The organism is Achromobacter sp. HNDS-1, from assembly GCF_040084795.1.
GTDB classification, from domain to species: Bacteria; Pseudomonadota; Gammaproteobacteria; order Burkholderiales; family Burkholderiaceae_B; genus Achromobacter; species Achromobacter ruhlandii.
This window is the reverse complement of the sequence record NZ_CP157584.1, coordinates 4417233-4440226: the sequence shown is the minus strand read 5'-3', so window position 1 is coordinate 4440226 and position 22994 is coordinate 4417233. Positions and strand designations below refer to the sequence as shown.

Here is a 22994-nt window from a genome sequence, read left to right as displayed (position 1 = left end):
ATGACCGCCACCACCGTCGCCGCGCTGCAGATCGGCGCCTCGCCCGAAGGCAAGGACGCCACCCTGGAACGGATCCTGGCCTTCGAGGCCGGGATCAGCGCCTCTGGCGCCGCGCTGGTAGTCATGCCCGAAGCCCTGCTGGGCGGCTACCCCAAGGGCGAGATCTTCGGCACCCGCCTGGGCTACCGCCTGCCCGAAGGGCGCGACGCCTACGCCCGCTACTACCAGAACGCCATCGATGTACCCGGCCCCGAGACCGACGCGCTGGCCGCGCTGTCGCAACGCACCGGGGCCAGCCTGGTGATCGGCGTGATCGAACGCGCCGGCAGCACGCTGTACTGCACCGCGCTGTACTTCGATCCGGCCACCGGCCTGGCCGCCAAGCACCGCAAACTGATGCCCACCGGCACCGAACGGCTGATCTGGGGCCAGGGCGACGGCTCGACCCTGCCCGTGCTGGAGACGGCCGCGGGCCGCGTCGGCGGCGCCATCTGCTGGGAAAACCACATGCCGCTGCTGCGCACCGCCATGTACGCCAAGGGCGTACAGATCTGGTGCGCGCCCACCGTCGACGAACGCGACATCTGGCAATGCTCGATGCGCCACATCGCCCACGAGGGCCGCTGCTTCGTCATCAGCGCCTGCCAGGTGCAACCCTCGCCCGCCGAGCTGGGCCTGGACGTGCCCGGCTGGGATCCGCAGCGCCCGCTCATCAACGGCGGCTCGCTCATCGTCGGACCGCTGGGCGACGTCCTGGCAGGCCCGCTGCACGGCCAGACCGGCCTGCTGACGGCAACGGTCGATATCGACGAACTGGTGCGCGCGCGCTATGACTTCGACGTGGTCGGCCACTATGCTCGGCCCGACGTTTTCACCCTGGAGGTGGACGAACGCGCCCGCCAGACGGTGCGCTTCATCGGCTGAGTTTTCCACAGGGGCGGCCTTGCATGACGGGCCGCCCGCCCGCGAGTGGTATAGTCACGCCCGCCGGATACCGCTGCGCGCTCGCGCCGCACACCCAGGTATCCCATTGCGGTTTCCTGTCGGAACCCCAATGCCCGAGTGGTGAAATTGGTAGACACAAGGGACTTGAATCCATTTGAGCCCTCCGGAGGAAACTCCAGAGGTGTAGCCCGTCAAACTCGGCGAATGCCCTGGACTTGTTCCGAGCCAACGCCGAGCCAAGCCCGGTTCGAAAGAACCGGGAAGGTGTAGAGAGCAGACGGCGGGCACCTAAGGCCGCAAGGCTATGGTGAAGGCGTGCTCCAGACCACGAACGGCGCTCCGCGCGCCGGCGGCGAAAGCCGAAGTGGTACGAAAATCCCTCGGCCGCGAGGCCGTACCGGTTCGATTCCGGTCTCGGGCACCACCCCTGAGCCACCACCGGCCAGCGCTTGCGCGCCCTTTGCCGCCACCGCACTCATCATCCCAGCGAACGTCCGGCCCGTGCCTGCTTCCCAGGCACGCTGGCAACAGCTAGAATTGCGTCTGATTCTTATTCTCATATATTTTTCTTCAACGTGGAAGCGCCTTCAACTCCCGAGGCGGTCGACCGCAACGTGGTCGCGTCGATGTACCGCGAGCACCACGCTTGGCTGTTCGCCTTCATGCGGCGCCAGACGGGCGGACACCCGGCCGACGCCTGGGATCTGGTGCAGGACACCTTCGAACGCCTGCTGCGCCAGACCTACCTGGAACCACGCGGCTGGAACCGCGGCTATCTGGCCGCCATCGCCCGCCGCCTGCTGATCGACCGCCACCGGCGCCATGAGCTGGAGGCCGCTTACCTGGCCGCGTTGGCGCAACAGCCCGAGCCACTCTCGCCGTCGCCCGAAATGCTGGCCCAGGTGTCGCAGCAACTGCTGGCCGTGTGCGCGGCGCTGGACCGCATGCCGTGGCGCATGCGCGAGGTGTTCCTGCTGGCGCGCCTCCAGGGCCTGCCCTACGAAGCGATCGCGGACCGCCTGCAAATCACGGTCAACATGGTGCAGAAAGACATGGTCCAGGGTTGGCAACGCCTTTATCACGCGCTCGATGTCTAAACGCCCATCCGACGTAGTCGCGCAGGCCGCGGGCTGGCTGGTGCGCCTGGAACAGGACGGCAGCGCCGCCACGCGTCAGGCCTGGCAGCGCTGGTACGAAGCTTCGCCCGCGCACGCCAAGGTCTGGCGGCGCTTCGAACTATTGCAGGATGCCGTGCCCGCAAGCGGCGATGCCGCTGCCGCCGCGCTCGGGGCCATCGACTTTCGCCACACGCGCCGGCGCACGCTCAAGTTGCTGGCGGCCGGCGCGGGCATTGCAGTGGGCGGCCCGCTGCTCTATCGCCAGGCCCGGGAGGCGGGCTGGCTCGCGGCCTACCGCAGCGCCACCGGCGAACAGCGCAGCCTGACGCTGAACGACGCGGTGACGCTGATGATGAATACCGGTACTGCGCTGGACCTGAGGCAGGACGGAGGCCGCCTGGACATCGAACTGCACGACGGCGAGATCATGCTGGACACCCGCGCCGCGGACTCGGCGCTGCGCGTGCTGACGCGCGGCGGCTGTATCGTGCCGGCGCGCGCTCACCTGGTGGTGCGCACGCAAGGCCCATTGACCCGCGTGGCGCTCGATGCGGGGCAGGCCGTTCTCACCACCCGAGGCGATCTCGGCCTGACCCTGCGCGCTGGCGACGTGCGCCGCTTCTCGGCGCACCGCATCGAGCACGAAACAGGCTGGGCCGGGCGCGAGTTCGCCTGGGTGCACGGCATGTTGATCGCTGAGGATATGCCGCTGGAGGCGTTTGCCGAAGAACTGGCGCGCTATCGGCCGGGCCTGATCCAGTGCGACGAGCGCGTGGCCGCCCTGCGCGTGAACGGCAGTTTTCGCCTCAAGGACACGGACCAGGTCCTGCAGGCGCTGGCCATCACGCTGGGCCTGCGGGTGCGATACCGCACGCGCTACTGGGTTCGCGTGGAACCGGCATGATGAGAAACAAAATGTAAGTTTTCGGCAGATTCCCGGCACCCGCTCGTTAGGACAAGTTGAAACCCGCTGCGCGGGTCCCAACCGAAGAACCCATACCGATGTCCCAACGATTCCCTCCCGAGGGCGGCCGAATCCGCCGCTTCAAGCCAGCCACGCTCTGCCTGCTTCTGTGCGCCGTCGCGCTCGCCGCGACGGCGCCCGCGCGGGCAGCGGAAAACGCCGCCGTGGATATCACGCTGCCGGCATCTTCCTTGCAGGACGCGCTCCTGCGGCTGGGCCAAGCCGCTCGCACCACCATCATCAGCGCCCCGCCGCTCACGGCAGGCAAACAGGCGCCTGCCATGCACCTGCAGGGATCGGTGACGGACGCGCTGCGGCAGTTGCTGCGAGGCAGCGATCTGCGCGCGGTGCCCAACGCCAATGGCGAGGGATACCGCATCGAACGCGCGCCCGAACCCGTGGGCGCAGGCCCGGCCCTGCTGCCCAGCGTGACGGTGACCGGCCAGGGCATGGGCGACATCGGCCCGCTGGCGCTCGACAGCAGTGTGGGCACCAAGACCGGCACGCCACTCATCGAGACCGCGCAATCCGTGTCCGTGGTCAACCGCGAACTGATGGACATGATAGGAGCGAAGAACACTGCCGAAGCCCTGCGCTACAGCGCCGGCGTGTCGGTCGGCTCGTATGGCGTGGACAGCCGCGTCGACGAGATTTCCGTGCGCGGCTTCCGCACGGGCAGCTTCGCCAACAACCTCTACCTGGACGGCCTGCGTCCGCCGGGCAGCAGCAGCGGCGCCACCGCCTCGGCCACCCAGTTCGACGGCTTCGGCCTGGAGCGGGTCGAAATACTGCGCGGCCCCTCGTCGGTGCTGTACGGCCAGATCGCGCCCGGGGGGCTCGTCAACGCGGTGAGCAAGCGGCCCACCGATTACGCGCGCGGCGAGATCGGGGCCGGCACCGACAACTACGGTCTGGCGCGCCTGAACGCCGACGTCAGCGGGCCGATGGACGAATCCGGCGAATGGCTGTACCGCGTGGTGGGCACCGCCTACCACTCCGACACCCAGGTCGACTACGTCAAGCTGAACCGCGTGATGCTGGCACCCAGCCTGACTTGGCGGCCGTCAGCCCGCACCTCGGTGACCCTGCTGGCCAACTATCAGCAGGACCGCGGCGGCAGCACCTACCAGTTCCTGCCTTCCCATGGCACCTATTATGCGACGGACCATGGCCGCTTCGGCTCTGGCCGCTTCCTGGGCGAACCCGGCTTCAACCGCTACGATCGCACCCAATACGCGATCGGCTATGAATTCAGCCATGCCCTGACCGACCAGGTGAAGCTTGGCCAGAAACTTCGCTACATGCGAGTCGATACCGACAACGCAGGCGTCTCGCGCCAGGGCGACCTGCAGGCCGACGGCCGCACGCTGCAGCGCACGGCGTCCAGCAACCGGATTCGCTCTGAAGGCTTCACGGTCGACAATAACGCCCAATTCGATTTCGGCCTGGGCCGCACCGAACACACCCTGCTCACGGGCCTGGACTATCGCACCCAGACCATCCGCGTGGCGCAGGCGTCAGGCAAGGCTTCATCGCTCGACGTCTTCGACCCGGTCTACGGCAGCCCCGTCGTCATGGGCGCCATGACGCCCACCCGGCGCAGCGACAGCGAGCAGACCGGCATCTACGCGCAGGACCAGATCCGCTGGGGCCAGTGGGCCGCCACGCTGGGCGTGCGCCACGACTGGTCGCGGGACAACTCGCTGGTGCGCGCCACCGGCGCCAAGACGCATTACGAAGACGAAGCCACCACATGGCGCGCCGGCGCGGTCTACCTGTTCGATAACGGCCTGGCGCCCTACGCCAGCTATGCCACCTCGTTCGAACCGGTAAACGGGGTCGGCTACGAGGATCGGCCCTTCAAACCCACCGAAGGCAAACAGGCCGAGATCGGCATCAAGTACCAGCCGCCGGGCTCGCGCAGCATGATCACGTTCTCCGCGTATGAGATCAAGCAGCAGAACATCACCACGCCAGACCCGGACCCCACACATTTGTGCAACGGCAGCCAGTGCCAGGTCCAGACCGGCGAAGGCCGCGTCCGCGGCCTGGAGCTGGAAGGAAACTTCGCGCTGACCGACCACATCACGATCGTCGCCTCGGCGACGCTGATGCGCAGCGAAGTCACCAAGAGCAATGGCACGGAGCAGGGCAACGAACTGCCGCGCGTGCCGCGCCACAGCTACAACCTGTGGGCGGACTATCGCCTGCCCCAGGAGATCGCCCCGGGCCTGAGCCTGGGCGCGGGCCTGCGCCATATCGGCAGCAGCTACGGCGACACCGCCAACGCGTACCGCAGCCCCTCGGTGAATCTGATCGACGCCGCCATCCGCTACGATCTGGGCGCGCGCTCTCCCAGCCTGAAGGGCCTGAAATTCTCCCTCAACGCCAGCAACCTGACCGACAAGGAATATCTGGCAAGCTGCTCGGGCAGCGCCAGTTGCTACTACGGTGCGCGGCGCAATATCTCGGCGAACCTGAACTACACCTGGTAGGCCTTCCATGAAAACCAAGATCCCGCGTCCGATTTCCGCCGCCGTGCTGGCGTGCATCCTGGCCACGGCGGCGCAAGCGCAAGCGCCCGCGGCGGCGCCCGACGCCCCGCCGCGCCCCGGCATGCAGTTGCTGGGAGAAACCGTGGCCGACCATCCCTCGGCGGTGTACCGGTACGAAACGCACAATCTGGATTCGGACGACGGCAAGCGCCACTACCGCATCCAGATCGCCATCCCCAGAAAGGCGCCCGACAGCGGGGGCAGCCCGGTGCTCTACATGCTGGACGGCAACGCCGCCCTGGCCACGCTGACACCAGCCGACCTGGACACGCTGGGACGGGGCCGCACGCCAGTGCTGGTGGCGCTGGGCTACGACGTCGATACCCGCAACGACGTCGTGTCGCGGGCCTATGACTACACGCCGCCGGTATTCGTGAATGGCAAACCCGTGCCCGACCCCGTGGTGCGCGGCCGCGTCGGCGGCGGCGCGGACGTTTTCCTGGAGTTCATCCGCGCCAAAGTGAAACCGCTGGTGCGCGAACGCGCCGCCATCGACCCGCAACGCGAATACCTGTGGGGCCATTCGTACGGCGGGCTCTTCACGCTGCACGTGCTCTTCACGCAGCCGCAGGCCTTCGCCCGCTACATCGTCGGCGACCCCTCGGCCTGGTGGCACGACGGCGCGTTGGTCGGGGAATGGAGGCGGTTTGACGCCCGCAAGGCTGCTGGCAAGCGGGTGGCCATCCTGGTCGGCACCAAGCCGCGCGATCCCAACCGTCCCCTGCCCGGCGGTGCGATGCCCACGGCGGGCGAGGATCCGCGCGCCGCCGTGCGCGAAATGGCCCAGGGCCTGAGGTTCGCGGGCGCCGACGCCAGCTATGAAGCCTTCCCGCAGTTCGGCCATGGCGAGATGATCCGGGCATCGCTGGAACGCGCGCTGGAGGTCGCGATGCAGCCGTGAAGCCTGGAGTTCCGGCGGATGCGCTTACACTGCACGGTCGCGGCCGCGTCCCGGCCGCTGCGAACACACTGCCAGCCTTGACCACTCCGACCGCCCCCCCGCCCTTCATCGTCCTGGACGCCTGCGTCCTCATGTCCGGCATCCTGCGCCGCCTGCTGCTGCGCCTGGCCGAGGCCGGCGTGTTCCAGCCCGTCTGGACCGAACGCATCGGCGAGGAATGGCGCCGCAACGCCTGCCGCATCTGGGACATCCCGCCCGAGGTGATGGCCGAGTTCTGGGCCGAGATGAACGCCCGCTTTCCGCAGGCCGCCGAGCACGACACCCAGGTCTACGAAGCCGCGCTGCGTTACAGCGACCCCAAGGACTTCCACGTCATCGCCGCCGGCCTGGCGCGCCGCGCCCGCTGCGGCCTGGCGCAAACGCCCGTGGTGCAGGTGCTGACCTGGAACCTGAAGGATTTCAATCGCTCGGAGCTGCGCCGGCAGGGTCTGGACGTGTACAACCCGGACCGCATGCTGGCGCAATGGTGGCAGGACGGCGCCGACCGCATGCGCGAGGCCATCGCGCAGATTCCGGCGGACTACGTGGCGCTGGGGCGCGAGCCCGAACCGCTGGCCGCGACCTTGCATCGCGAGCGGCTGTACCGGCTGAAGAACCAGGTGGGACGCGACCCGGAACTGGGCCGCGCCTGAGTCAATGATCGTGGTTGCTGGCCGCGAAACCGGCCGCGTTCAGGATGTCGATCACTTCCTGGATATGCTCCGGCCCACGCGTCTGCAGCACGAAATCCACTTCCACGTTGCGCACCGGCAATGAGGTGAACGCGCGCTGGTGATGCACCTCGGTGATATTGGCCTGGGCGTCGGCGATCAGCTTGGTGGCGTGGGCCAGCGCGCCCGGCAGGTCGCGCAGGTCAACGCGGATGCGGGCCAGGCGGCCGGCGCGCACCATGCCGCGCTCGATCAGCTCGCCCAGCATCAAGGGGTCAATGTTGCCGCCGGTCAGCACCAGGCCGATGCGCTTGCCCTTGAATTGCTCGCTGCCGGCCTCCTGCGCGCGCAGCAGCGCCGCCAGGCCGGCAGCGCCCGCGCCTTCCACCACGGTCTTCTCGATTTCCAGCAGCACCACAATGGCGTGCTCGATGTCGGCCTCGCTGACCAGCTCGATGTGATCGACCAGTTGGCTGACGATCGGCTGCGTCAAGCCACCCGGCGACTTGACCGCGATGCCTTCGGCGATGGTGTATTGGCCGTTGGGCATCGACACCCCCTTGACCGCGGCGTACATGGCGGGAAACCGTTCGGTCTGCACCCCGATGATCTCGATGCCCGGCTTGAGCGCCTTGGCCGCGGTGGCAATGCCTGAAATCAGCCCGCCGCCGCCGATGGCAATCACCAGCGTGTCCAGTTGCGGCTGGTCTTCCAGCATCTCCAGCGCCACGGTGCCCTGGCCCGAGATCACGGCCTCGTCGTCGTAGGGATGGATCATGATCAGCCCGCGCTGCTTGGCCAGCTCGTAGCCATGCGCCTTGGCGTCGTCGAAGGTATCGCCGGCCAGCACCACCTCGGCGCCGAAGCGGCGCGTGTTGGCGACCTTCACCGTGGGCGTGAAGCGCGGCATCACGATCACGGCGGGCACGCCCATGCGCTGCGCATGGTAGGCCACGCCCTGCGCGTGGTTGCCGGCCGACACGGCGATCACGCCCGCGCGGCGTTCCTCGTCCGACAGCGTCAGCATGCGGTTGAGCGCGCCACGCTCCTTGAAGCTGGCGGTGAACTGCAGGTTCTCGAATTTCAGCCAGATCTCGGCGCCGAAGATGTCGGACAGCGTGCGCGACAGGGTGAACGGGGTCTTGAGCACCTGGCCGCGCAGGTTCTCGCGGGCGGTCTGGATGGAAGCGATATCGATCACGGTGGAAAAATCCTGTTAGCGCACCGGCAGGAAATTGAACAGCAATAGCCCTTGCGCATAGTTGATGCCGATGCGCCGCGAGTTCTCGCCAAGCAGGTTGGCGATCAGGTCGAGCCGGCCGATGATGGCGCCGAACTCGCGCTCGAAACTGAGGTTGGTGGCCTGCGGCGACATCTCGTTGGCCAGCAGCAGCGGTTCGCCCTGGTTGTTGCGGCGCGACGCCAGCAGCCAGGCCGCCGCCTCGACGTTCCGTGCGGCATTGTAGACCCGCTGCCCGTCCAGCGCGTCGGTGGCGTACAGGCGGGTCTTGCCATTGTGGGCGGCAATGATGGTGTCGGCCAGGCCGTAGATGAAGGCCCCGACCCGGTCGCCGCTGTAGTTGGGATCGAGCGACACCGCCAGGATCTGGATGTCGTGCAGGCCGGCCAGGTCGGCGGGCGGGATGCGCACCTCGATCGCATGCTTGACCCGCGCCACCGCGGTGGCGTGATCCGGCGCGCCGGTCTTGCGCCATTCACGCGGATTGCGCCGGTAGAGCTTGTCCAGCAGGCTATAGAGGCTGGCGAGGTTGTCGCGCACTTCCAGGGTGACGGTACGGTTGAAATCGGTCTGCACCAGTTGGTCGGCCGACATGCCCTCGCCCTTGGGCGAGCCCTGGCCCGGTCCCGGAGCGGACATGCATCCCGCCAGCAGCGTCCCCGCCAGCGCGGCCGCCGCCGCGGCGAATCCTCGCCCTCGCGTCATGCTCGATCCATCCGAATCCCCCCTGTTGGCGCCTTGCCGGCTTGCGCCGCGCCGGCGCTCGTGTCACGCGCAAGACTTTACCGTAAGCCGCGCGAAGATGGGAGATACCGGGGATTCAAAGACGAAAGGAGATGAATCAGCGCCGCGCCCGGGCAAAAAAAACGGCGCCTCGCGGCGCCGTTTGCTCCAGCAGGAAAGGCAGGCCTTACTCGGCTTGCGGTTCCGCTTGCGGGGCGGCTTCGGCGGCGGGCTGCTGCTGCTCGATGCCACCGATGGCCTTGATGGACAGGCGCAGGCGGCCCTTGTCGTCGGCCTCGATGACCTTGACGCGGACTTGCTGGCCGACCTTCAGCACATCGTTGATGTTGGCGATGCGGTAGTTGGCGATTTCCGAGATGTGCAGCAGGCCGTCGCGGCCCGGCAGCACTTGCACGATGGCGCCGAAGTCCAGCAGGCGCAGCACCGAGCCCTCGTAGACCTGGCCCACTTCGACGTCGGCGGTCAGCTCGACGATGCGGCGCTGGGCTTCCTTGGCCTGCGCTTCGTCGACGCTGGCGATCACGATCGTGCCGTCGTCGGAGATGTCGATCTGGGTGCCGGTTTCCTCGGTCAGCGCGCGGATGGTGGCGCCGCCCTTGCCGATCACGTCACGGATCTTCTCGGGGTTGATCTTGATGGTCAGCATGCGCGGGGCGAAAGCCGACAGCTCGCCACGCGAACCGTCCAGCGCTTCCTTCATCTTGCCCAGGATGTGCAGGCGGCCTTCGCGGGCTTGCGCCAGCGCCACTTGCATGATTTCCTTGGTGATGCCCTGGATCTTGATGTCCATCTGCAGCGCGGTGACGCCGTTTTCGGTGCCCGCGACCTTGAAGTCCATGTCGCCCAGGTGATCTTCGTCACCCAGGATGTCGGTCAGCACGGCGAACTTGCCGCCGTCCAGGATCAGGCCCATGGCCACGCCGGCCACGTGATCCTTGACCGGCACGCCGGCGTCCATCATGGCCAGCGAGCCGCCGCAGACCGAAGCCATCGACGACGAGCCGTTGGACTCGGTGATTTCCGACACGATGCGGATGGTGTACTGGAAGTCTTCCGGGGCCGGCAGCAGCGGAATCAGCGCGCGCTTGGCCAGGCGGCCGTGGCCGATTTCGCGGCGCTTGGGCACACCGATGCGACCGGTTTCGCCGGTGGCGAACGGAGGCATGTTGTAGTGCAGCATGAAGCGATCGCGGTACTCGCCCATGAGCGCGTCGATGATCTGCTCGTCCTGCTTGGTGCCCAGCGTGGCCACGACCAGCGCCTGGGTTTCACCACGGGTGAACAGGGCGCTGCCGTGCGCGCGCGGCAGCACGCCCAGGCGCACGCTGATGGGACGCACGGTGCGGGTGTCGCGACCGTCGATACGCGGTTCGCCGTTCAGGATCTGGCCACGGACGATGGCCGATTCCAGCGAGAACAGGATGTTGTCGACGGTGACGGCGTCCGGCGCCGGCTCGCCCTTCTCGGCGGCGGCGGCGTTCAGCTTGGCCGACACGTCGGCGTAGACTTCACGCAGCTTGGTGGTGCGGGCCTGCTTTTCGCGGATCTGGTAGGCGGCGTTCAGGCCTTCCTGGGCGGCCGACGTGACGGCGGCGATCAGGGCCTCGTCCTTGGCGGGCGGCTGCCAGTCCCAATCGGGCTTGCCGGCGTCCTTGACCAGTTCGTGGATGGCGTTGATGACGGCCTGCATCTGCTCGTGGCCGTAGACCACGCCGCCCAGCATGATTTCCTCGGACAGCTGGTCAGCTTCCGATTCCACCATCAGCACGGCGTTTTCGGTGCCGGCGACCACCAGGTCGAGCTTCGAGGACTTCAGCTGCGATGCGGTCGGGTTGATGGCGTACTGGCCATCGATGTAGCCCACGCGGGCGGCGCCGATCGGGCCATTGAAGGGGATGCCGGAGATGGCCAGCGCGGCCGAGGCGCCGATCATCGCGGGGATGTCGGGGTCGATTTCAGGATTGACCGACAGCGTGTGGATGACCACCTGGACTTCGTTGTAGAAGTCTTCGGGGAACAGCGGACGCAGGGGACGGTCGATCAGGCGCGAGGTCAGCGTTTCCTTCTCGGACGGCTTGCCTTCGCGCTTGAAGAAACCACCCGGGATGCGACCGGCGGCGTAGGTCTTTTCGATGTAGTCGACGGTCAGCGGGAAGAACGTCTGGCCCGGCTTGGCCTTCTTGGAGGCCACGACAGTGGCCAGGACGACGGTGTCCTCGATCGACACCACCACGGCGCCGGAGGCCTGGCGAGCAATTTCGCCGGTTTCCAGGACGACCGTATGCTGGCCGTACTGGAACGATTTAGTCACTTTATTGAACATGACGATTATTCCTTACAAATGAAAAACCGTGGCCGTCGCGACATGCGTCGCACCGACCACGGTTGCGTCATGGGGAGCCAGCCCCGTCGATCACTTGCGCAGACCGAGTTTTTCGATCAGTGCGCGGTACGAATCGGGATTGCGGCCCTTGAGATAGTCGAGCAGCTTGCGGCGACGGCTGACCATACGCAGCAGACCGCGGCGCGAGTGATGGTCCTTCATGTGTTCTTTGAAGTGACCGGTCAGTTCGTTGATACGGGCGGTGAGCAGAGCCACCTGGACTTCGGGGGAGCCGGTATCGCCTTGAGCGCGTTGGAACTGCGCAACGATATCGGATTTCTTGATGTCAGCTACAGACATTGATGACCTCTTCGGACATGCGACAGGGCCGAGGCGCCCTGACGTGGTTTGGAAAAAAATCGCGGCCGGCGATAAGCGTTATTGCGTTCTCACTGCTGCTCAGGCGCTGCCCTGGAAGTGCCGCAAGACAAGGCTTGGCGCCCCGTTTGCCGCATGTCCAGCCCAGCCCCGTTGCCGGCGCAAAGCATCTTGCAAAATCAATACACTTGATAAAGCCCGATGATTATAGCCGATTCGCTAGAATTACCCCAGTGACGCCACCGGCCCGCCGCCGGGCATCGCGCCGCCGCCCTCGCGGGAAGCAACAGGAGCCATAATATGTCAAATTATTACAGAATTGCCCGCACCACCCTGGCCGCCGCGGCCCTGGCCGGCCTGGCCGCCTGTGCCAATCTTGCCCAGGTCGCCCCCGGCACCCCGCTGGCCGACGTCCAGGCCCAGTTCGGCCGCCCCAACTTCGAATGCCCGCAAGCCAACGGCGGCCGCCGCGTGATCTGGACGCAGCAACCCATGGGCCAGTATGCCTGGGGCGCCAACGTCGGCGCCGACGGCCGCGTCGACCGCGTCATGCCGCTGCTGACCGACGCCCACTTCAAGGTGCTGGAACAGGGCCAATGGGGCCCCGACCGGGTGCGCTGCGAATTCGGGCCGCCCGCCCGCATCGAGGAAGCCGGCCTGGGCGAAAAGCGCGAAGTCGTGTGGTCGTATCGCTACAAGGAAAACGGCGTCTGGAATTCGCTGATGTACGTCTACATGGGCCGCGACGGCAATTCGCTGACCCACTTCCACCCCGGTCCGGACCCGATGTACGACGATGACCGCTTCATGTGGCGCTGAATCCACCACGAAAAAACCCGCCTTCATCAGGCGGGTTTTTTGTTTGGCGGGCGTCGCGCTCAGGACGACTGGCCGCGGCGCTCCTGCTGCAGCCGGCGGGCGCGGTTCCAGCGCCAGGCCCAGATGACCCAGCCCGAAAAGCCGTACAGCACGAACAGGCCGAACAGCACCACCGGGGGATCGCTGGAAACGAACACGAACACCGCCACCACCAGCAGGATGCCCCAGAACGGCACGCTGCGGCCCAGGGCGAAACTCTTGCCGCTGAAGAAGGGCGCGTTGGACACCATGGTGATGCCGGCGTACATGGTCAGCGTGAACGCGACCCAGGCCATCACGCTGTCGTGGATCGGCAGCTTGTTGTCGACGGCCAGCCACACGAAACCGGCCACCAATGCGGCGGCCGCCGGGCTCGGCAGGCCCTGGAAATAGCGCTTGTCGACCACCGCGATATTGGTATTGAAGCGCGCCAGGCGCAGCGCGGCCCCGGCCACGTAGACGAACGCCGCCAGCCAGCCCCAGCGGCCCAGGTCGTTCAGGATCCATTCGTACATCACCAGCGCTGGCGCCACGCCGAACGAGGTCATGTCGGACAGCGAATCGTATTGCTCGCCGAAGGCCGATTGGGTGTTGGTCAGGCGGGCCACCCGGCCGTCCATGCCGTCCAGCACCATGGCCACGAAAATGGCGATGGCGGCGACCTCGAAGCGGTTGTTCATGGCCTGCACCACGGCATAGAACCCCGCGAACAACGCCGCGGTGGTGAATGCGTTGGGCAGCAGGTAGATGCTTCGGTGGCGGTTCTCGGAATCGCGCATGGAAAAATTGGGCATGGTCTCAATTACTTACGACAGACATTGAAAGGTTAACTCATCTGGCCCCACAACGGGCCGCAGCAAGGGCCATGCCCGCCGCGATCCGGCCCCGCCGGCGCGCAAAGCCCGCCCGCGATCCCCGTGGCGCGCCCGCCTTCGCGCACTTTCCGCGCAAATAAAAACGGCATGCCCTCGCCAGGCATGCCGCTTTCGGCCGGCGCGCGCGGGGCGCAAACCCCGCGCGGACCCGGAATCGAAACCCGGAATCAGTTCTTGGACTTGTCCACCAGCTTGTTGGCGGCGATCCAGGGCATCATGGCGCGCAGCTTGCCGCCCACCACTTCGATCTGCGATTCCGCGTTGATGCGGCGGCGCGAGGTCAGCGTCGGGGCGCCGGCGGCGTTTTCCAGGATGAACTTCTTGGCGTATTCGCCGGTCTGGATGTCCGTCAGGCACTGGCGCATGGCCTTGCGGGTGTCGTCGGTGACGATCTTCGGGCCGGTCTCGTACTCGCCGAATTCAGCGTTGTTCGAAATCGAGTAGTTCATGTTGGCGATGCCGCCTTCGTAGATCAGGTCGACGATCAGCTTCAGTTCGTGCAGGCACTCGAAGTACGCCATTTCGGGCGCGTAGCCGGCTTCCACCAGCGTGTCGAAACCGGCCTTGATCAGTTCGACGGTGCCGCCGCACAGCACGGCCTGTTCGCCGAACAGGTCGGTTTCGGTTTCTTCACGGAAGTTGGTTTCGATGATGCCGGCACGGCCGCCGCCGTTGGCGCTGGCGTACGACAGGGCCACGTCGCGCGCGGCGCCCGACTTGTCCTGGTACACGGCCACCAGGTGGGGCACGCCGCCACCCTGCTTGTAGGTGTTGCGCACCGTGTGGCCGGGGGCCTTCGGGGCGATCATGATGACGTCGATGTCTTCACGCGGCACGACCTGGCCGTAGTGGACGTTGAAGCCGTGGGCGAAGGCCAGGGCGGCGCCCGCCTTGATGTTGGCGTGCACTTCCTTGTTGTAGACCGAGGCGATGTTCTCGTCGGGCAGCAGCATCATGACGATGTCGGCCGACTTGACGGCTTCCGCCACTTCCTTGACCTGCAGGCCGGCGTTGGCGGCCTTGTCCCACGAAGCGCCGCCCTTGCGCAGGCCGACGATGACCTTCACGCCCGAGTCATTCAGGTTCTGGGCGTGGGCGTGGCCTTGCGAGCCGTAGCCGATGATGGCAACGGTCTTGCCTTTGATGAGGGAGAGATCGCAGTCTTTGTCGTAGAAAACTTTCATGGGGTGCTCCAGATATCTTGGATATTCGTTGGTTCGTATGTAGGGTGCGGCTTGGCCTGGAAGGCCGGTCAAAGCTTCAGAATCCGTTCACCGCGGCCGATGCCGGACACGCCGGTGCGCACGGTTTCCAGGATGGCACTGCGGTCCAGGGCTTCCAGGAAGGCCTGTACTTTTTCCTGCACCCCGGTCAATTCGATGGTGTAGGACTTGTCGGTCACATCGATGATGCGCCCGCGGAAGATATCCGCCATGCGCTTCATTTCCTCGCGTTCCTTGCCGACCGCGCGCACCTTCACGAGCATCAGCTCGCGCTCGATGTGCGCGCCTTCGGTCAGGTCCACGACCTTGACCACGTCCACCAGGCGGTTCAGGTGCTTGGTGATCTGCTCGATGACCTCGTCCGAGCCGGTCGTGACGATGGTCATGCGCGACAGCGTGGCGTCCTCGGTGGGCGCCACGGTCAGGGTCTCGATGTTGTAGCCCCGCGCCGAGAACAGGCCGACCACGCGCGACAGCGCGCCGGGCTCGTTCTCGAGGAGGACGGAAATCACGTGCTTCATGGTGGCCTCCTTACAGGTCTTCAGAGCCGAGCAGCATTTCGGTCAGCCCGCGGCCGGCCTTGACCATCGGCCACACGTTTTCGGTGCGGTCGGTGATGAAGTCCAGGAAGACCAGGCGCTCCTTGTGTTTCTTGAACGCTTCGCGCAGCGCCGGCTCGACGTCGGCCGGGCGCTCGATGCGCAGGCCCACGTGACCGTAGGCCTCGGCCACCTTGACGAAGTCGGGCAGCGAATCCATGTACGACTCGGAATAGCGCGAGCCGTAGTCGATCTGCTGCCACTGCCGCACCATGCCCAGGAAGCGGTTGTTCAGGCAGACGATCTTGGGCGTCAGGCGATACTGGGCGCAGGTCGACAGTTCCTGGATGTTCATCTGGATCGAGGCCTCGCCGGTGATCACGGCGATGTCATGACCCGGATTGGCCATCTGCACGCCCATGGCGTACGGCAGGCCCACCCCCATGGTGCCCAGGCCGCCGGAGTTGATCCAGCGGCGCGGCTTGTCGAACTTGTAGTACTGCGCGGCCCACATCTGGTGCTGGCCCACGTCGGAGGTGACGAAGGCGTCGCCGCCGGTCACTTCCCAGAGCTTTTCCACCACGTACTGCGGCTTGATGACCTCGTCCGAATTGGCGAACTTCAGGCATTCCTTGCCGCGCCAGACTTCGACCTGTTCCCACCACTTGGCGATGGAAGCCGGCTTGTGCTCGGCCGAGGCGGCCTCGTACTGCGCGCTCAGGTCGGCCAGCACATCCTTGACGTTGCCGACGATCGGGACGTCCACGCGCACGCGCTTGGAGATCGACGACGGGTCGATATCGATATGGATGATCTTGCGGGCGTTCTGGGCGAAGTGCTTGGGATTGCCGATCACGCGGTCATCGAAACGGGCGCCGATGGCCAGCAGCACGTCGCAGTGCTGCATCGCCATGTTGGCCTCGTAGGTGCCGTGCATGCCGGGCATGCCCACGAACTGGCCGCTGCTGGCCGGGAAGCCGCCCAGGCCCATCAGGGTGCTGGTGCAGGGCGCGCCCAGTTGCGACACGAGCTTGTTCAGCTCGGGCGCGGCGTTCGACAGGATGACCCCGCCGCCGGTGTAGATCATCGGCCGCTCGGCGGCCAGCAGCATCTGCACGGCTTTCTTGATCTGCCCCTGGTGGCCCTTGTTGACGGGCGCGTAGGAACGCATCGAGATCTCGCCCTTGGGCGGGGTGTACTTGCACTGCGCGACGGTGATGTCCTTGGGGATGTCCACCAGCACCGGACCGGGACGGCCGGTGCGCGCGATGTAGAACGCGCGGCGCATGGTTTCGGCCAGGTCCTTGACGTCACGCACCAGGAAGTTGTGCTTGACGCAGGGACGGGTGATGCCGACGGTGTCGCATTCCTGGAAGGCGTCCTCGCCAATGGCCGCAGTGGGCACCTGCCCGCTGATGATGACCATGGGGATGGAGTCCATGTAGGCGGTGGCGATGCCGGTGACGGCATTGGTCACGCCCGGACCGCTGGTCACGATGCAGACGCCGACCTTCTGCGACGAGCGCGAATAGGCATCGGCCGCGTGCACGGCGGCTTGCTCGTGACGAACCAGGATATGCTGGAATTTGTCCTGCTTGAAAATCGCGTCGTAGATGTAGAGCACCGCGCCGCCAGGGTAGCCGAAAACGTGTTCCACGCCTTCATCGGCCAGGCAGCGCACGACGATATCGGCGCCATTCATTTCCATGTTGTCATTCCTTTCAAAACCGGCCCTGCAACCCTGACTGCTGCGCGCCCGGATACGGCGGCAACGGAACCCATGCCGGCTACGGCAACATGATCCGGCGCTTAGCGGCTCACGGAGCCACGCCACCCGGACACCCTGCCGACCCGACATACGTTCGACAGAACGCAGTGCAAACGCCCCTGGGGGACGCTGGAGGTCGAAATGGAAGCCTTGGCAACACACGCTTGTGGCGCGGCCAACGGCAAATAGGTCTGCTGCAAGATGGCTGGGAGGTGACCCTGGCCATCCGCCTCATCGCGCCGGTTTCGGATAGGCAGACCGGCGCAAGTGGAGCAATTTACCGCGTTGCGTCAAACGTAGCAAATCGAGGTTTCGCGGACGTTGCACGGAAGTTGCGCCGCGCCATGCGGGAAAGTCTGGTAACCATCCGGCCCCTAAAACACGACCGGCCTCTCTATACTTGACGCGTCACCCGGATTCGAGTCCCGCCGCCCATGGATCTGCGCATTGCCAGCATTCGCCGTTTTCTCTACAGCCACTACTTCTTCGGCGGGGTGCGGCAGGGCGTCGGCATGCTGCTGCCGGTCCTGGTGCTGGGCGGCTTGTTCGGTCACTACACCACCGGCCTGGTGGCCACCTTCGGGGCGCAATGCCTGGCCATCATCGACCAGCCCGGCGGGCCGCAGCGGCACCGCACCAACGAGATGCTGGGCGGCGCCGCGCTGGGCACGCTGACCGTCATCATCACCGGCCTGGCCTCGACCAACCCGGTGCTGATCTGGCTGGTGGTCATCGCGCAGTGCTTCGTCTATTCGATGTTCACGGTGTTCGGCAAGCGCGGCGGCCTGATCGGCTTTGCCGGCCTGCTGCTGATGACGTTGACCATGCATTCGCCGCTGGAACCGCACGAGGTGCTGGCACACGCCGCCGCGACGCTGGGCGGCGCGTTGTTCTACGTGGCATTCAGTCTGGGATTTTCACGCTTGTTCTGGCTGCGCGAGGAACAACAGGCGATGTCGGTGGCGCTGTTCGCCACGGCCGACTACGTTGCCGCGCGCGCCGCCTTCTACGATGAGACCGCCGACCTGGACGAGGCCTACCGCAACCTGATCCAGCGGCAGTCGGTCATGACCGAAAAGCACCAGGCCGCGCGCGACATGGTGCTGCGCGCCCTGCCCCGTGGCAAGGGCCTGGGCGACCGCCAGCGCGTGATGATCTGGAACATGTTCGTCGACATGCTGCAGCTGCTCGATACGCTGGTAGCCACCCACACCGACTACGCCGCGCTGCGGCGCGCGCTGGCCGGCAACGATTGCCTGATGTTCATGCGCGACGCGCTGGTGAAGATGTCGCTGGAGCTGAACCGCATCGCGCTGGACGTGTCGCGCGGCCGCAAGGTGCAATACCGCAGCAGCGCCAAGGCCGAACTGCGCGCCATCGAATACGAGATCGAGCAGCTCAAGCAACAGGGCCTGGGCGAACGCGAGCCCGAGATGCTGGCGCTGATCGTGCAGGTGCTGCGGCGGCTGCGCAACTCGGCCCGCATCGTCGACCGGCTGGCCGACCACACCGCCGCCTCGCCGCACGCCAAGCCCACCGACGTGCTGCGCATCAACAAATCGCTGACGCGCTTCATCTCGCGCCAGGAATTCCGGGTCGGCCTGCTGACCAGCAACCTGCGCCTGGACTCGCCGCACTTTCGCTACGCCCTGCGCGTGACGGCGGCGGCCGCCATCGCCATGACGCTGGCCAGCCGCTGGCTGTCGCCGGCGTTCTCGGCGCACAACTACTGGATCATGCTGACCATCGTCATCATCATGAAGCCGGGCTTCGCGCTGACCCGCCAGCGCAATGGCTGGCGCCTGATGGGCACGCTGATCGGCTGCCTCTGCGCGCTGCTGCTGTTCAACGTCACCGACAAGCCCGCCATCCTGTTCGCGGTGCTGCTGGGCGCCTGCATCATGGGCAACAGCATGGTGCAGCTGAACTACATGGCCAGCGCCATCTTCAATACCCTGTTCGTGGTGCTGGTGTTCCACTTCGTCTCGCCCGGCACGGTGTCGATGGCGGTGATCGGCGAACGCGCCATCGACACGCTGATCGGCTGCGCGCTGGCGCTGGTGTGCAGCTACATCCTGCCCTGGTGGGAGGCGCGCTACCTCAAGCCGCTGGCGGCGGCCGCCACCCGCGCCAACCGCGAATACCTGATGGCCGGCATGCGCTACGTGGAAGCGATGCAGGCGCATGGCGCCCCGGTGGGCGCGGCCGCCGACGCCACCCCGGCGGTCACCGACGCCGACCTGGCCTGGCGCCTGGCGCGCAAGAACGTGCACATCGCCTTCAGCAATTTCGCCGAGGCCTTCTACCGCATGATGAGCGAGCCCAAGTCGCACCAGGTCAGCGTGCCCGAACTGAACAACCTGCTGATCCAGAACCACGTGCTGGCCTCGCAGATCACCGCCGCCATTCCCATCCTGGCGGCCCTGCCCGCCACGCCCGAGGCGGTGCAGCGGGCGCTGGCCGGCATGGTCGACCTGCTGGACGAGAACCGCGCGCAGGCGCCCGCCGACCTGCCAACGCAGTTCGACACCGAAGGCGAGCAGGCGGCGCTGGTCTATCCCGTCAAGCAAATGATCAAGGCCGCGCACATGATCCGCCAGGAACTGCTGGCGCTGGCCGATCCGCAGCACGCGCCGCCGGTCGCGGCGCCGGCCTGAATCGAGCCGCCGCGCTTCGCCGGGGCGCAAAAAAAGCCGGCCCTTCCGAGGCCGGCTTTTGCGTGACGCCTGCTTCCCGTTCAGAGCTTGCGGCGGAACACCAGCTTGTCCTCGGTCGAGGCCGAGGCGTCGTACTGGTAGCCTTCCAGGTCGAAGCCGTGCAGACCCTCGGGCTTGGACACCTTGTGCAGGATGGCGTAGCGCGCCATCAGGCCGCGCGCGCGCTTGGCGTGAAAGCTGATGATCTTCCAGGCGCCGTTCTTCCAGTCCTGGAACACGCACTGCACCACGCGCGCCTTGAGCGCCTTCAGGTCGACCGACTTGAAATACTCTTCGGAAGCCAGGTTGACGATGACCGGCGCCTTCTGCCCGGCCTGGCGCTCGTTCAGGTACTCGGCGATGCCGCTTCCCCAATACTCGTACAGGTTCTTGCCCTTGGGCGTTTCCAGGCGCGTGCCCATTTCCAGGCGGTACGGCTGCATCAGGTCGAGCGGCCGCAGCACGCCGTACAGGCCGCTGAGGATGGCCACGTGTTCCTGGGCCCAGTCCAGTTGCTTGGCCGACAGGGTCGAAGCCTCCAGGCCCTCGTAGACGTCGCCGTTGAAGGCCAGCACGGCCTGGCGCGAATTGGCCTGCGTGAAGGTGCGCTTCCAATGCGCATAGCGCTGCACATTGAGCTCGGACAGTGCCGGGCTCAGGCTCATCAGTTCGGCGATGTCGTCCGCGGTCTTGGTCTTCAGGACCTTGATCAGGCCGGCGGCCTGGTCCACGAACAAAGGCTGGGTGTGCGTCTCGACGTGCACCGGCGAGTCGTAGTCCAGCTTCTTGGCGGGGGAAAGCAGAAACAGCATTCGGAGGTTCCTTTGATCAGCGCGCCGTCCAGCCGCCATCGACGGAGACGGTGGTGCCGGTGATTTGCGCGGCGGCATCGGAGGCCAGGAAGACGGCCGTGCCGCCCAGTTGTTCAGGCGTGACGAACTGCAGCGACGGCTGCTTTTCGCTGAGCAGTTCGCGCGCGGCGGTTTCCTGGTCGACGCCGTTCTTTTCGGCCAGCGCCGAGATCTGTTTTTCGACCAGCGGGGTGCGCACCCAGCCCGGGCAGATGGCGTTGGCGGTGATGCCCTGGCCGGCGGTTTCCAGCGCGGTCACCTTGGTGAAGCCCACCACGCCGTGCTTGGCGGCGACGTAGGCCGACTTGTTGGCCGAGGCCACCAGGCCGTGGGCCGAGGCGATGTTGATGATGCGGCCGAAGCCCTGCTTCTTCATGTGCGGCAGCGCGGCGGCGGTGCCATGGAACACGGCCGACAGGTTCAGCGCCAGGATGGCATCCCACTTTTCGGTGGGAAAGTCCTCGATCAGCGCGGTGTGCTGGATGCCGGCGTTGTTGACCAGGATGTCGATGCGGCCCATCTGGCGCACTGCGTTGTCGACCAGGCCGCGCACGGCCTCGCCCTTGGACAGGTCGGCGCCGTCATACAGCACCTTGACGCCATGCTGGGCCGCCAGGCCGGCGCGCACCTTTTCGATCTCGGCGGCGTCGCCGAAGCCGTTCAGGACGATATCGGCGCCCTGCGCGGCCAGCGCGGTGGCGATACCCAGGCCGATCCCGCTGGTGGAACCGGTGACGACTGCGACTTTTCCTTTGAGCATAGATGTTCTCCTGTGGCGGGGCGCGGAAGGCGGACGGCGGCCGGAACACACCGGCCGGCGCCGTGGGCGAAACACGGGCTGAAAAACAGCGTCAAGTGTAGCTGCCCGGCAAGGCGCCCATCATGCCATGCCCCCACGCGGCGCGGGGTCAAGGCCGCGGCGATGGGGAATCCGATGGCTCCGCCTGGCCTGGCGGCAGCGCGGAATCCGGCCGGTCCTGCGCCGTCTCGGCGGGCGCCGGCGCCGGCAGGTCGGCCATGCCCCCCAGCCGCTCCGGCACGCGCTCGAGCAGCTTGATCAAAATCGGCACCACGCCCATCGACACCGCCACCACCACCGCCAGCACGTCGCGCTGATCCAGGTCCATCAGGCGGTTGCTCCAGGCTTCGTTGAAAATGGCGAAGCTGAATTCGCCGCCCTGCGCCAGCACCATGGCGAACAGCAGGCGGTGATAGCGCGGCAGGCCCAGGAACCGCGCGAAGCCATACAGCACCAGCGCCTTGACCAGCAGCAGCGCCGTCACGCCCGCCAGGATGAAAGCCCAGTGATCCGCCACCACGTGCAGGTTCACGGACATGCCGATCGCGACGAAGAACAGGCCCAGCAGCAGGCCCTTGAACGGCTCGATGGCGTTTTCCAGTTCGTCGCGATAGCGCGACTCGGCCATCAGCACCCCTACCAGGAAACCGCCCAGGCCGGCTGACAGGCCGGCGTAGTTGAACAGCTGGGCGGTGCCGATCACCATCAGCAGCGCCGCCGCCGTGAACAACTCCTTCAACTGCGCCTTGGCGGCCCAGCCCAGCAGCCGCAACCGGTAGGCCACCGCCACCACCGCCACCGCGATCAAGGCCTCCTTGAAGGACGGCTCGGATGCGGCGCCACTGCCCAGCAGCCCGGCCGCCACCAGCATCGGGATCGCCGCCATGTCCTGGAACAGCAGCACCCCCAGCGCCGAGCGCCCCATCGGCGTGCGCGTCAGGCCGCGCTCCTCCAATAGCCGCATGGCCACCGCGGTGGACGACAGGGCCAGGGACAGCCCGCACAACACCGCCGCCTGCCAGCCCATGCCGGCCAGGTGGCGCAGCGCGGCGCCGAACACCAGCCCCAGCAGCAGCCCGCAGGCCAGCATCTGCGACGCCCCCAGGGTAAACACTTCATGACGCATGGCCCACAGGCGCCGGGGCGCCAGTTCCAGGCCGATGATGAACAGCATCATCACCACGCCCCACTGCGACACATTGACCATGTCGCCCACGTCGGTCACCAGCTTCAGGCACGACGGCCCCACCAGCACGCCGGCCAGCAGGTAGCCCGGGATCGCACCCAGCCCCAGCCGCTGGGTCAGCGGCACGCACAGGACGGCGGCCAGCAACAGGATGAGGATCAGATTCATCGGCGCGAAGCGTGCGGTTCGAGACAGTCCGATTCTGCGCAAAGATTACCCATGGGGGAAGCCGGGGAAACCGTCTGAAGCGCCCAACAGCGAAAGGCTTTACACAAAAGTTTTTTTTGCTGTAGAATTGCGGGCTTCGCTGCTCCGACAACG

At 66.4% G+C, this 22994-nt stretch carries 19 protein-coding genes; 8 read left to right on the top strand and 11 right to left on the bottom strand.

The genetic code is table 11. The features are described from left to right. From ABFG95_RS20580 to ABFG95_RS20555, 6 genes are all read left to right on the top strand, one after another. Entirely contained in the window at nt 1-924 is a 924-nt protein-coding gene (locus tag ABFG95_RS20580; protein WP_336730388.1) for a carbon-nitrogen hydrolase family protein, read from the top strand. Between the two features lie 596 nt (nt 925-1520). Continuing rightward, nucleotides 1521-2042, top strand: coding sequence for a sigma-70 family RNA polymerase sigma factor (locus tag ABFG95_RS20575; RefSeq protein ID WP_336730385.1), 522 nt, complete (start codon nt 1521-1523; stop codon nt 2040-2042). Beyond that, the gene (locus ABFG95_RS20570) at nt 2035-2967 is read left to right on the top strand and encodes a DUF4880 domain-containing protein (RefSeq protein ID WP_336730383.1); all 933 of its coding nucleotides are present in this window, start codon (nt 2035-2037) and stop codon (nt 2965-2967) included. The genes ABFG95_RS20575 and ABFG95_RS20570 overlap by 8 nt, the downstream gene beginning before the upstream one ends. Before the next feature lie 98 nt (nt 2968-3065). Continuing rightward, entirely contained in the window at nt 3066-5522 is a 2457-nt protein-coding gene (locus ABFG95_RS20565) for a TonB-dependent siderophore receptor (RefSeq protein ID WP_348994876.1), read from the top strand. 7 nt (nt 5523-5529) lie between these two features. Next, nucleotides 5530-6483 carry an alpha/beta hydrolase-fold protein gene (locus ABFG95_RS20560; protein ID WP_348994875.1) on the top strand — a complete coding sequence of 318 codons (954 nt, stop codon included), beginning with the start codon at nt 5530-5532 and terminating at the stop codon, nt 6481-6483. A gap of 77 nt (nt 6484-6560) precedes the next feature. Then, nucleotides 6561-7175, top strand: a complete 615-nt coding sequence (locus tag ABFG95_RS20555; protein ID WP_348994874.1) for a PIN domain-containing protein — start codon at nt 6561-6563, stop codon at nt 7173-7175. 1 nt (nt 7176) lies between these two features. On the opposite strand, the gene ABFG95_RS20550 is transcribed toward ABFG95_RS20555, so the two are convergent. The 4 genes from ABFG95_RS20550 to rpsO form a co-directional block, all read right to left on the bottom strand. Beyond that, nucleotides 7177-8394 carry a threonine ammonia-lyase gene (locus ABFG95_RS20550; protein ID WP_049071842.1) on the bottom strand — a complete coding sequence of 406 codons (1218 nt, stop codon included), beginning with the start codon at nt 8392-8394 and terminating at the stop codon, nt 7177-7179. Between the two features lie 15 nt (nt 8395-8409). Beyond that, nucleotides 8410-9138, bottom strand: a complete 729-nt coding sequence (locus ABFG95_RS20545) for a hypothetical protein (protein ID WP_063585064.1) — start codon at nt 9136-9138, stop codon at nt 8410-8412. Nucleotides 9139-9343: 205 nt separating this feature from the next. Then, a complete protein-coding gene (gene pnp / locus ABFG95_RS20540; RefSeq protein WP_049071836.1) occupies nt 9344-11500 on the bottom strand; it encodes a polyribonucleotide nucleotidyltransferase in 2157 nt (718 codons plus the stop codon). A gap of 90 nt (nt 11501-11590) precedes the next feature. Then, a complete protein-coding gene (gene rpsO, locus ABFG95_RS20535; protein ID WP_006223612.1) occupies nt 11591-11860 on the bottom strand; it encodes a 30S ribosomal protein S15 in 270 nt (89 codons plus the stop codon). A gap of 318 nt (nt 11861-12178) precedes the next feature. On the opposite strand from rpsO, the gene ABFG95_RS20530 reads away from it, so the two are divergent. After that, the gene (locus ABFG95_RS20530) at nt 12179-12697 is read left to right on the top strand and encodes a hypothetical protein (RefSeq protein WP_049071833.1); all 519 of its coding nucleotides are present in this window, start codon (nt 12179-12181) and stop codon (nt 12695-12697) included. A 59-nt stretch (nt 12698-12756) separates the two neighbouring features. On the opposite strand, the gene pssA is transcribed toward ABFG95_RS20530, so the two are convergent. From pssA to ABFG95_RS20510, 4 genes are all read right to left on the bottom strand, one after another. After that, nucleotides 12757-13530, bottom strand: a complete 774-nt coding sequence (pssA, locus tag ABFG95_RS20525) for a CDP-diacylglycerol--serine O-phosphatidyltransferase (protein ID WP_006389119.1) — start codon at nt 13528-13530, stop codon at nt 12757-12759. 248 nt (nt 13531-13778) lie between these two features. Continuing rightward, nucleotides 13779-14795 (bottom strand): ketol-acid reductoisomerase, encoded by a 1017-nt coding sequence (ilvC, locus tag ABFG95_RS20520; RefSeq protein ID WP_054417547.1) that lies wholly within the window; start codon nt 14793-14795, stop codon nt 13779-13781. Nucleotides 14796-14863: 68 nt separating this feature from the next. Continuing rightward, nucleotides 14864-15355: an acetolactate synthase small subunit gene (gene ilvN / locus ABFG95_RS20515; RefSeq protein ID WP_006389117.1), complete on the bottom strand. Its 492-nt coding sequence runs from the start codon at nt 15353-15355 to the stop codon at nt 14864-14866. A gap of 10 nt (nt 15356-15365) precedes the next feature. Next, the gene (locus ABFG95_RS20510; RefSeq protein ID WP_263900765.1) at nt 15366-17135 is read right to left on the bottom strand and encodes an acetolactate synthase 3 catalytic subunit; all 1770 of its coding nucleotides are present in this window, start codon (nt 17133-17135) and stop codon (nt 15366-15368) included. A 440-nt stretch (nt 17136-17575) separates the two neighbouring features. Here ABFG95_RS20510 and ABFG95_RS20505 point away from each other — a divergent pair, with 440 nt between their 5' ends. After that, a complete protein-coding gene (locus ABFG95_RS20505; protein WP_175144250.1) occupies nt 17576-19798 on the top strand; it encodes an FUSC family membrane protein in 2223 nt (740 codons plus the stop codon). Nucleotides 19799-19878: 80 nt separating this feature from the next. Here ABFG95_RS20505 and yaaA read toward each other — a convergent pair whose 3' ends face one another. The 3 genes from yaaA to ABFG95_RS20490 form a co-directional block, all read right to left on the bottom strand. Further along, a complete protein-coding gene (yaaA, locus tag ABFG95_RS20500; RefSeq protein ID WP_059269446.1) occupies nt 19879-20649 on the bottom strand; it encodes a peroxide stress protein YaaA in 771 nt (256 codons plus the stop codon). A gap of 16 nt (nt 20650-20665) precedes the next feature. Continuing rightward, nucleotides 20666-21448, bottom strand: coding sequence for a 3-hydroxybutyrate dehydrogenase (locus tag ABFG95_RS20495; protein ID WP_049071820.1), 783 nt, complete (start codon nt 21446-21448; stop codon nt 20666-20668). Nucleotides 21449-21596: 148 nt separating this feature from the next. Continuing rightward, the gene (locus ABFG95_RS20490) at nt 21597-22841 is read right to left on the bottom strand and encodes a cation:proton antiporter (RefSeq protein ID WP_238908029.1); all 1245 of its coding nucleotides are present in this window, start codon (nt 22839-22841) and stop codon (nt 21597-21599) included. Between the last annotated feature and the right edge of the window lie 153 nt (nt 22842-22994).